Annotated in this window: 9 protein-coding genes and 4 pseudogenes; 7 read left to right on the plus strand and 6 right to left on the minus strand. The window is 59.3% G+C overall.

Translation table 11 applies throughout. The annotated features are described in order from the left end of the window. Positions 1-100: 100 nt before the first annotated feature. The 3 genes from N181_RS03060 to N181_RS03070 all read right to left on the minus strand — a co-directional run bounded on the left by N181_RS03060 (position 101) and on the right by N181_RS03070 (position 1,767). The gene (locus N181_RS03060; protein ID WP_037436621.1) at positions 101-781 is read right to left on the minus strand and encodes a DUF2161 domain-containing phosphodiesterase; all 681 of its coding nucleotides are present in this window, start codon (positions 779-781) and stop codon (positions 101-103) included. A gap of 324 nt (positions 782-1,105) precedes the next feature. Then, complete coding sequence (locus tag N181_RS03065) at positions 1,106-1,513, minus strand: type II toxin-antitoxin system VapC family toxin (RefSeq protein ID WP_037436622.1); 408 nt, start codon at positions 1,511-1,513, stop codon at positions 1,106-1,108. Further along, positions 1,513-1,767 carry a type II toxin-antitoxin system Phd/YefM family antitoxin gene (locus tag N181_RS03070; protein ID WP_014332761.1) on the minus strand — a complete coding sequence of 85 codons (255 nt, stop codon included), beginning with the start codon at positions 1,765-1,767 and terminating at the stop codon, positions 1,513-1,515. Before N181_RS03070 ends, N181_RS03065 begins: the two co-directional genes overlap by 1 nt. A 129-nt stretch (positions 1,768-1,896) precedes the next feature. Between N181_RS03070 and N181_RS35440 the strand changes: the two are divergent. The 3 genes and pseudogenes from N181_RS35440 to N181_RS34445 all read left to right on the plus strand — a co-directional run. Next, positions 1,897-2,159: pseudogene (locus tag N181_RS35440) on the plus strand (IS5/IS1182 family transposase); the annotation flags it as partial. Between the two features lie 29 nt (positions 2,160-2,188). Next, positions 2,189-2,659 (plus strand): hypothetical protein, encoded by a 471-nt coding sequence (locus N181_RS35445; RefSeq protein WP_037436625.1) that lies wholly within the window; start codon positions 2,189-2,191, stop codon positions 2,657-2,659. A gap of 949 nt (positions 2,660-3,608) precedes the next feature. Next, positions 3,609-4,341, plus strand: a pseudogene (locus N181_RS34445) (PGN_0703 family putative restriction endonuclease); the annotation flags it as partial. Positions 4,342-4,844: 503 nt separating this feature from the next. Here the strand turns inward: N181_RS34445 and N181_RS34450 are convergent. Further along, positions 4,845-4,970: pseudogene (locus N181_RS34450) on the minus strand (type II toxin-antitoxin system RelE/ParE family toxin); the annotation flags it as partial. A 135-nt stretch (positions 4,971-5,105) separates the two neighbouring features. Here N181_RS34450 and N181_RS34455 point away from each other — a divergent pair. The 4 genes and pseudogenes from N181_RS34455 to N181_RS03090 all read left to right on the plus strand — a co-directional run bounded on the left by N181_RS34455 (position 5,106) and on the right by N181_RS03090 (position 7,416). Next, positions 5,106-5,666, plus strand: coding sequence for a COG3904 family protein (locus N181_RS34455; protein ID WP_234886002.1), 561 nt, complete (start codon positions 5,106-5,108; stop codon positions 5,664-5,666). Continuing rightward, positions 5,642-5,791 (plus strand): annotated as a pseudogene (locus N181_RS34460) (SH3 domain-containing protein); the annotation flags it as partial. The gene N181_RS34455 and the pseudogene N181_RS34460, both read left to right, overlap by 25 nt. A 150-nt stretch (positions 5,792-5,941) precedes the next feature. After that, positions 5,942-6,100: a hypothetical protein gene (locus N181_RS34465; protein ID WP_234886003.1), complete on the plus strand. Its 159-nt coding sequence runs from the start codon at positions 5,942-5,944 to the stop codon at positions 6,098-6,100. 206 nt (positions 6,101-6,306) lie between these two features. Further along, positions 6,307-7,416, plus strand: a complete 1,110-nt coding sequence (locus N181_RS03090) for an FAD-dependent monooxygenase (protein WP_050994793.1) — start codon at positions 6,307-6,309, stop codon at positions 7,414-7,416. 142 nt (positions 7,417-7,558) lie between these two features. Here N181_RS03090 and N181_RS32835 read toward each other — a convergent pair whose 3' ends face one another. Both N181_RS32835 and N181_RS33625 read right to left on the minus strand, forming a co-directional pair. Then, the gene (locus N181_RS32835) at positions 7,559-7,735 is read right to left on the minus strand and encodes a hypothetical protein (protein ID WP_153451662.1); all 177 of its coding nucleotides are present in this window, start codon (positions 7,733-7,735) and stop codon (positions 7,559-7,561) included. Positions 7,736-8,124: 389 nt separating this feature from the next. After that, on the minus strand, positions 8,125-9,667 hold a 1,543-nt coding region (locus N181_RS33625), incomplete at its 5' end, for an Ig-like domain-containing protein (protein WP_202907429.1).

Here is a 9,667-nt window from a genome sequence, read left to right on the forward strand (position 1 = left end):
GCGTTTCGGGAAATCGACTGTTTTTCCCTCGGCTTGAGCGGAGTCGACCTCCAGGCCATGCCATCGATCGTGACGCAAAACCTCTCTCGTGGGATACAAATCAGGCTGGGGCGGCTATCGTTGCCTGCGTGTCTTGCTGCGGCCACCGCTGCAGTGCTTCCCGTCCAGCGTCGGTCAAGCCGTAGATGCCTCTGTCAAGCCGTTCAAACCAGCCATAGACATTCGAAAGCAAAATCTTCCCGGCATCCGGTATGCTCCATTTGATTTCACGCACGCGCAGCGGTCGTGATACCAGCGCTGCCGCACAGCCGAGCGCCTGCTGACGGTACGCGGTCATGACAGGCGCGCGTGTGCTCCCGCCTACTGCCGGATCGCCGCGTCGCCTCTGGTGTTCACGCATGAGCCTCGAACGCCGTTTCGGATTGGTTCGCGGCATCGGCGATACGGAACCGACGATAACGCTGACGTCGCCCGCATCGGAAATGCCGAGCATGCCGATCCCGAGCCTGCGGCAGAGATCGCGGTAGCGTTTGTCGGCCTCCCGACCTTTGCCCTTGGCCGAGACTCGCGCCGCGATCCAGACCTCGTCCGCGATCGCTGCGCGGTCGACGGCTTGCAGTATGAGCTCCAGATTGAAGCTCAGTTTCAACTCGCAGATCACGACCACAGGCGGATCGTCATCGCTCAAGCCGACGAGATCGCAGCCGCCGACCTCGCCCTTGACGACGTAACCTGCCTTTTCGAGAAAGCCTTTGATGGGCAGATAGAGCGACGTTTCCATGTGTCTGCACGTTTAAGCGGAGAATCGGTCCATTACTACATCGATCCGACCGCATGGACACCGCATTTTATCGCCGCCGACGCGGTTAGCACGGATGGGCTGGGAGGCAGCCGCCAAGGCATCCTGCGGCGATCGGCCGGGACTTCGCCGCGGCATTGGAACGGTGCTCTTGAGCGAGTCCGACGTCGCGATACCAGGCATGGCCGTGGCGCAGGTTCCTGTTGATACATTATGCAACTTCAGAGGTCTAAGACAGGAGCCCGTACTTCCGTCGAATGGATGCATTTAATGCCGGCATACTGCGGATGCTCGACGCCGAGCGGCTCACGCCGACGTCTCCCAAGGGTCGATTACGGAGGCGTCTGTGTCTTCGAAATCCTTGACGTTGCGTGTGACAAGGATGAGATCGTGGACGATGGCGGTCGCGGCGATCAACCCGTCGATATCGCCGCGGGGGGCGATTGCCGCGATGCGGCCCCATTCGACCGCGATTTGGTCGGTTATCGGCAAAATGCGGTCGCCATGGTCGTGGCGCAGCTTGCGCAGCCATTCGGCGAGGTGCGCGGCAGTCTTCGGATCCGACCTCTGTTTCAGGGCAATGCCGCGCATGATTTCGCCGAGGGTGAGCGCACTCAGGTGGATGCCGAGCGGATCGACAGAGCGCAGCCAGGACACCGCCTGCGGCGTGCCGCGTCGCGCCTCTGAGACGATGCTGGTGTCAACCAGATACATCAAAAAGCCACATCGCGGCTTGGCGTCTTGACGCGTACATTCACCGCATCAGCAAGCTGATCGTCCCAAGCGGGACCGCCAAGCAGATCATCGACCAGAGTTGGCCGGCCGGCGCGCAGAGCGTCGTAGTCATGAGCGGACAGTACGACGGCCGTGCGCTCACCGCGCAGCGTGACAATCTGCGGCCCTTCATGGCGCGCCTTCTGCACCACCTTCGAGAATTGGTTCTTGGCGTCCTGCAGTTGCCATTCCATAGTTTCGTTCCAAGTTGGCTAGACTGTCTAGCTATATAGTCCTATTTGTCTGCCATTGAAAGTGCCAATGTACCAGCGGCCGATCGACGGCCTGCGCGCGACGCCGCATGATTTCGGCGGGGCAAGTAGCTGGTTCAGTTCCGCCGCACCTACGCGACGCCCGATCGGGCATTACCAGTGAACGCACCCGGCTCTATCGGGCCAGCAAGAAGAACTGCGACGCGTGCGAACTCAAACAGCGCTGCTGCCCGAATGCAGTCGCTCGCAAAGTTCCTCGTGATCTCAAGGAGGATGCCCGTGACGTCCCCAGAGCCATTGCCGGCACGCCCGATTACGAGCGTTCACGGCATCGTCGCTGTTTTCTCCATGAGCTTAACGGCCGCAAAAAGCGGGGAAGCTATTCTTTCGAGGCGCACATGCAATGCCATCGCCTGGCGATCCGTTCGGCTTCGTGGCCTTCCTTGCAAGCGACCGTATTGATCGAGTCTGGGAGTTCCTGGCAAAAGTCCTGCTTGATGATTCCAACACCAAATCAAACGCCGCCGCCTCGCCAGCACAGGTGTGGATTTCGTACGAGGCCCTGGAAAAGACGACTTCCGGGAAGTTCTCGGGGCGCAAACACACTGCGGGCTTCCGCGGCCGCCCCGTGGGTGATCTCCTCCTCAGGGGCCGGACCGAGCCGATCCGCGCTTTCGAGCCGCTTGAAGCCGAAAGATATGCCAGCGCAGAAACGCAGGCGTACTTAATTGCTTTCGAAGAGTTAGCGGCAGGCGATCGTCATGCAGTTACTGCGTTTGCTGCCCTCGTCAGTCGCGACGCGGAAGACGGGCTCGCGAGCTTTCACCTGAAGCGACTGCTAAACGGTGAAACGAGCACGACGATCACTCTGTGAAAGAATTGCCAGGCAGAGATTCTGCCGGTCGGTCCATGACCGCAGCGTTGATCGAGATTATCCTGGGTGCGGCGCCGAACTTAGACCGGCCGCGAAACGCCGCAGGGCTCCCGCTTTCCTTCTCTGATTAGGGGGCGGACTTCGCTTAGGTCGCGCTAACACTTTTGTTCAAATCGCAGTTCAAACCATTTCATGAGAGAGTTTGTTTTTCGTCCGCCGGTCATCCGAGAGACTCGAAGCCGACAAGGCAGACATGTGACTAGTACCTGCGCGGGTATGTTCTCTCGAGGGGTCACGTCATGAAAGTCCTGCTAAAATCGGCCCTCCTTTGGGCACTGATATTGGGCTGTAGCCAGAGCAGCCGATACGTGTATCTGCCAGGGTACGCCTACAAAACCGACCCGAGCTGTCGCCGTAGTGAATTACCGTCCAAGTTCGATATTCGCTGCGATTATCCCAGGCTTGGCTTTCCCGACTTCACCCCACTGCCAACCTTCGGCACCGGAGGAATTTAGCTGGAAAGCCAATGGGGTCGTTTGCGGGACGGGGCGAACACTACCAAAACGATCGGGCGGGTACCCTTAAGCACCTGGCACGACCAGATTTTGGCGGTTCGCCACACAACAGCCGTTGGATAGGCTCCCCTGGAGACGGCAAAGTGCGAACCCCGACTGTGTGAAACACTGATCCCATGACTAGTTGTGAGATATGAGCGTAGCTCAAGCGTCATGGTAGGCGTTTTGCTTTCGAGCGGCCCCAGACGCCGAATTCTTTATATCGACGTTTGACGAGAGAGTTTCATGAACGCGATGGGCTAGGCTCTCATCGCCGTGCCTTGGCTTGGCGACGGAATGCCCGCTTTGTCAAGGAGATCGTCCACAACGGAGAGCCCAATTGCCTGATCGGATGACCCGGCAGATCAGCGAGCTGCATTGTGAGACAGGCAATGGCTCATTCATCGCAGGCCATCGCCATTGATGTGTTCGGCACACTCAAGATGAGCATCGATCGGGATCGCGTCCTCGACGCCATTGCTCGGCTCGGGGGTGTGGCACCCGGCGGTCCCTGGTCGATAACACTCGAGTGTGGATTGGCTCTTGGGCGAACCCCGGCCCACGCAGGTCGACGCCCTTGCCCTCGGCTCAATGGCCGCGCTCGTCATCGAATACAAGTTTACCGAGCCGGGTGGGAACGCCCGCCCGGTCGCACTTAGGAAAGCCCCAGTGCAATGGGAACTATGTCGAGCAGGATAATCCGACAAGCGGCGTGCGTTCCCGTTGCACCCTTGCAGGCAAGGGGATCGGCTATTGGGAGTACATCTCCAAGGTCTTCGCGCTCGATGCAGCAATCGATTATGCGCCCCCCGTTCGCCGGCGAGGCTTATCAATGGATGCGCAACGCGGTACTGGCGGCGGCGATCGGCGAGCACAGTAAACTTCATACGGCCGCCGTGGCCCGCCTTTGCCCGACCACCCAAGTTTTCCCACGGCACGGAAGGCGAAGCTGGGTCTGATCGACCCGAGATATAGCAGCGGCTAAGCCGCTGTCACGCCAATCTCGTATCAAGGGATTATCGAGATTGCGCGCAGCGTGGGGCCGATCAGCAGCTTTGGGCCGATCTGTCTGCATGGGTCGACAAAAAGATCGCGAAGGTCTCGTCGCGAGAACTTGATGGCAGGTAAGGGCCTCAAGAGCGCTCGCCGCGAGGTAGACGTTGCTCGCTTACTAGCCGGGGATCGGCCCGCACCATTTCCGAATACCCACTGGCACAGAACACGATCTTGCCAGCCGGAGGCGAGTTCAAGCTGATCGTCCAACGCCAAAACTCGAATGGACGCTCCAAACGCTCGCGAGTCGATGGACAGTTCACTCATCGCGGTTCGCCCCTCGCTGTCGCCATGATCTATAGAAAGCCGCAAATCAGCGACGTCGTGGAACGTCAGCGTGGCCGGCGCCACGCGAAAGCGAGCCTTGTCGGACTTTTCACAAAGCCACTCGTCGATGAAGTCGATGTCGAGCACCAGCTCGCTGCGCCACTTCTGCTTTTCGGGATCGCCGATGTCGAACCTTATCCCGTAAATGAGGTTGTCGTGCCATCGCCAGACGAGATCGTCGTCGCGTGTGCCATCATCCTCGGCGTCACTTACCATCAGATCTGTTCTCCCGGTGAATGCCGCGGCCAGTTCTACTTTTCGTCAAGCTGGTCGGGCCACATCTGGGCGCCATGCAACACACGCAGAATACGAACCCTATCCGCCATCACCACATAGGCAGCAATGTAAGGCGTGCGCGGGATGACAAGCTCGCGCGTTCAGGCAATTTTGCCAAGGCAAATGTTGCGGACTGTTCTTAGCGTGATTGCGTTTCTCTTCGGCGGAGCCCGTCGTCTGCGCATGCGGGGCTGCGCTTCATCCCCGACACCACCGAAGGCGGTCATCAATTCGTGATGGTTACAGGTGACTTTGCCTACGAAGACGATCTGAGCGCCTTCGTGGCTGTGGTCAGAGCTCATAGGGCCGTTGCGGTTGCCTTCAATTCACCGGGAGGCAACGTGTCGAAAGCTATGGAACTGGGCCGATTGATCCGTTCGGAGGGGTTCGTCACCATTCAGTCGCGTGGCTCGGAATGCGCGTCTGCCTGTGCACTGGCCTTCTTGGGTGGCCTGCAGCGTTTCGCTCAGCCGGGATCGATCGGCGTCCATAGATCGTCGTTCAGCGATACACGGAGTATGTCGGTCGACGACGCGGTATCACACATTCAACGTCTTACCGCCGACATAATGGCCTATATCTCGGAGATGGGGGCTGATCCTGCATTGCTACAGTTGGCGCTCCAGTATGCCAGCGGCGACATGCGCTACCTGTCTCTGAGCGAAATGGCGCAGTTCCGGGTGACGACCGACAGCTCCTCGTCCGCAGATCTGGCGGAGAGGCCCGCTGTCGCCGAGCAGCTCCCTGCAACACCACCATTGGCCAGCCCTCTATGCAGGCGAGCGGGCGCTTCGTGATTCCGGAAGCACGGTCAGGTTTGGTGCGACACCCGAAGGGTCGAGCTGCGCTGAAGTCGGGGCCAGACAACAAGTCCGGTACCGTGGCTACGCTGAAGAATGGCGCGCCAGTCGATATTCTGGCCAGTGCAGACCGGTGGTTTGACGTAAGGCAGGCAGGCACCAATGGATTCTTGCACGAAACCAGGTTTCGGTTCGAGAGTACGACAGAGGCGCCTTCGAAGACAGGCACGTCCAAATTAGGAGCTTCGCTAACTATTCGGATGCTGAGGCTTTTGTCCGGGCATCGTCGCTGCCGCTTTTCGGCCTATCTGGTTTCGAGCGGCTGGATGGCCATTACGCTGAAAGACACCTATAGTATCGAGGGCGCTGTCGACATTATGAAAATCCTGAAGGCGCGTGGCGCTGTCCCGGACGACGCGTTCGTCACCTAAGGCAACACCTATGTTCGCAAGGTGTGCTGTGATTGACCAATGGAGGGGCGCCGAAAGGCGGCGAACCGGGAAATTCCCCATCCGCGGCATGTAGCTCGCTTGGCATTTCTCGGCCGCCTCTAGGTGAAGCCGACGCAAAACTGTGTCATACCCTTGCCCGCGTTGAGAATAACCTCGACCGCAAGTCGCTGGCGTAGGAATGATCGATGAGGGTGCTGATTGCTGGGGCGGGCATAGCCGGACTTTCTGCTGCCAGAGCACTGGAGATCAACGGCATCGATTGCGAGGTCGTCGAAAAGCGGGAACGGCCACCAACCGAGGGCGCGGGAATTTTCCTTCTGGGGAATGCAGCAAGAGCACTCGGCGACCTGGGACTGCTCGACGAAGTAAGATCCGTCGCCTATCCGATAGCTACCCAGCGAATCCTATCGTCCACCGGTTCCGTCCTGAACCACGTGAGGACCGCAAATGTCTGGAGAGAGTGCGGGCCCTGTCTTGCCCTATCACGCCAATCCCTGACAGGGATCCTCCAGAGATCGCTGATTCCTGGAACCGTGAGCTATGGGTTAGAAGCGGTTTCGACAGCGTCGCGCGGTAAAATGCGCATGGTTCGCTTCTCCGATGGACAGGAAAAAGAGTACGATCTTGTGGTCGGCGCGGCAGGCGTCAATTCGCCGCTCCGGAGCGCAGTGTTCGGTTCAAACGCCGCTCGCGAAATCGACATCTCGTGCTGGCGCCTAGTGGTCCCGAACAATGGCGAGATCGATGGCTGGACGGCAATGCTCGGGAACGGCCGCACCCTGCTCGGCATCCCGATCAGCGAAGCCGAAACATACATCTACGCCGACTGTCGCTCGAGCGAGTTCGGCGACGGGTCCGTCAACACTATGAAGCGGCTTTTCAGCGGCTTCGCCGGGCCGCTCGGGCCGATGGTGGCGGCTTTAGATCCAGCTACCGCCGTCCATCGAGCCATCTTGCAGGAGGTTCCCGCAAAACGATGGATAGCGGACCGCCATGTCCTGATCGGTGACGCCGCGCACGCCTGCTCGCCCAGCATGGCTCAGGGCGCGGGCATGGCAATCGAGGACGCAGTCGTCCTTGCGGAGCTAGTGTCGAAGGGCGGACCGATCGATGGTATCCTTGAACGGTTCCACGAGGCGCGCATCGGCCGAGTCGGGTGGGTACAGAAAAAGTCCCGCGCACGCGACAAACTGAGGAGCGGCTCGAGCAGGATACGGAACGCTGTCCTGCGGCTGTTCGGCGATGGCCTCTACCGGCGGACTTATGAGCCGCTCACGCGCCCGCTGCTGCCCTGACGAGGCATATGGTGGCTTACCGAAGATCGGTCGCTGGTGAATCGCCAAGAGACTCCACCTCTCGATAGATCCGTCCCGTTTGCTGTCACCGATGACGCCCTCAATCGAAACGAGCCGCTCGCCGACCCGTTCCGGCCAGCGATCAGTGCGACAGGAAGCCACCCTCCGTGGCCTGGTGGATGACCAGACCCAAAAACTCATTGAACGTGAGGTAATAGACGGCAGAAGTCGACCCTTTGCTGAACTCGAGGATAACGCTGGGAAACTCCGGTGCATGGCGCGTTCCGGAGGAGGCCGACGACGGCTGATGCATGGTCACGATTGCCAATCGTCGCGGAGGGCTGATGACTCTGGTTCCTTCGAGGTCCAGCTCGTCAGTGATTTACCATCGCGTCGCCGGGTTTGCCTGCCCGCCACGCGGTCCTTAACTGACGGACATCGCCACCGAGTGAAATGATCTCTTCGAAGCCTATGCCTGGCGGCCGAAGCACTGGAAAGGTTCGCTCTGGAGGGACCGCAGGAGCCCGACCTCACCTCTCAGCAACGTGACAGTCGTGCAAGCATTCAAGCCGAAGTTCTGCGTCTGTTGGAACAGCGCGAAGGCCACCCCATACTTTGAATTCAGACGGTGGTTCTTCATGCTGAGTGCAGCTGCTCAAACAGGAAGGGGCGAATCCGCTCTTGATCGATCCTGTTCGGCGAGCGCTTTCAGGAGACCGACCGCCCGAACCTTCTCGTCCTGATCCGGCAGATAGCACGCTCTTGTAGAACCGCAGTAATGTAAAGCGGTGCCGTAAGTTGATTGGCGCGCCGAAGGCGAAGAGCGGCCAGGCGGCACGCCGGAGTTCGGCCAACACCGCCTGGAGCGAGGAATGGTCGGATGCGCCATGGATCCTCGCTTTCCTCGCCTTTAGACGAACAAAAAGTCCCCAGGATTGAAGGCGGCGAGATTGCCCAACATAGTGACATTGTCGAGTTCCGCGACCAGCACTGCGCCGCCGGCCACAGCGGGATTAGGATCGTAGTAAACCGCAGCGTGCCTAGATCCGTATTGTGGAATACGAAGAATGCACCCATCGCGATGTTGCCGTAGCCGTTGATCGTGCTCTGGACTGTCGCGTTGGTGACGCTGGCATCCGCTTTCACGGCTACCTCTGTGCCCGCAACATTGGTCGCTACGTCGTTCCCGGTTTTGAAAATAAAGGCCGTATCGTTGTTACCGACGGAGAACTCGTTGGCCGCGGTCCCGACTTCGAATTCCAACCTATCAACAGACGTCGAGTTCGCTCCTGGGTTGAAGTCAGTGACGTGGCTTCTTGTGCTTGCGAAGTTCCGGAAGACAAACGTGTCGCTGCCGACTCCTCCGGTGAGAATGTTGTTGCCGGCGCCAGCATCGAGAACGTCATCGCCGCTACTGCCGACGAATACGTCGTTTCCTTGCGTTCCGGTAAGCGTCAGGTTGGCAGTGAGTTCATCACGCTGATCCTTTCCGTCGATGTACGAATAGTTGTAGTTTAGGGAGGCCAAGTCGATATCGTTTCCCCCGCTGTTGGAGTTCGTGGACGGTGTCCGGATTGTGAATTGGGCAGTCGACGTGTGTCCCTGTCCATCGTCTACCGTGTACGATAGAGTGGCTGCTTGGTTGGCATTGCCCGTGCTCACGTTGAATCCGGTGATAACCCCGCCGGCAGTCACCGGCGTGATCGTCCAACCGCTCGGCAGCGAACCGATAATGCTCGATGCAGAAATCGAAAGGGCGTCTCCGTCGGTGTCCGCGTCATTGTTGAGCAACCAGGCGGCTGATAAGAAAACGGACGTTCCTGTTGATATGACGATAGCATCATTGGACACCGCCGGCGCGCCATTGGCCGGTGGAGTGACCGTAATCGCCACCGTATCGGCATCGCTTGCCAAGCCGTCCGACGTGACCACCGTCAACGTGTCGGCGCCGCTGTAATTGGTATTGCTGAGATAGCTCAGCGTAGCCAGCGCGGCATTGACCTGGGCAAGGGTCCCGCTGATCGTCACCTTGTTCGTGCCATTGTTGTTCACGGTGAAGCCGCCTCCCGTTCCGACCGTCAGTTTGCCGCTGGAAACGGAGAGAGTCGTGGTCACATTGTCGCTGTCTATATCGGCCACAGCGACACCGGTAATCGGGGTCGCGGTGTTGGAGCCGACTGTCTGGGAGACTGGTACCGTGTTGACCGGGGCGTCATTGGCGCCGGTGATGGTGATGGTGGCGGTCTGGGCG

Source organism: Sinorhizobium fredii USDA 205 (assembly GCF_001461695.1).
GTDB classification, from domain to species: Bacteria; Pseudomonadota; Alphaproteobacteria; order Rhizobiales; family Rhizobiaceae; genus Sinorhizobium; species Sinorhizobium fredii.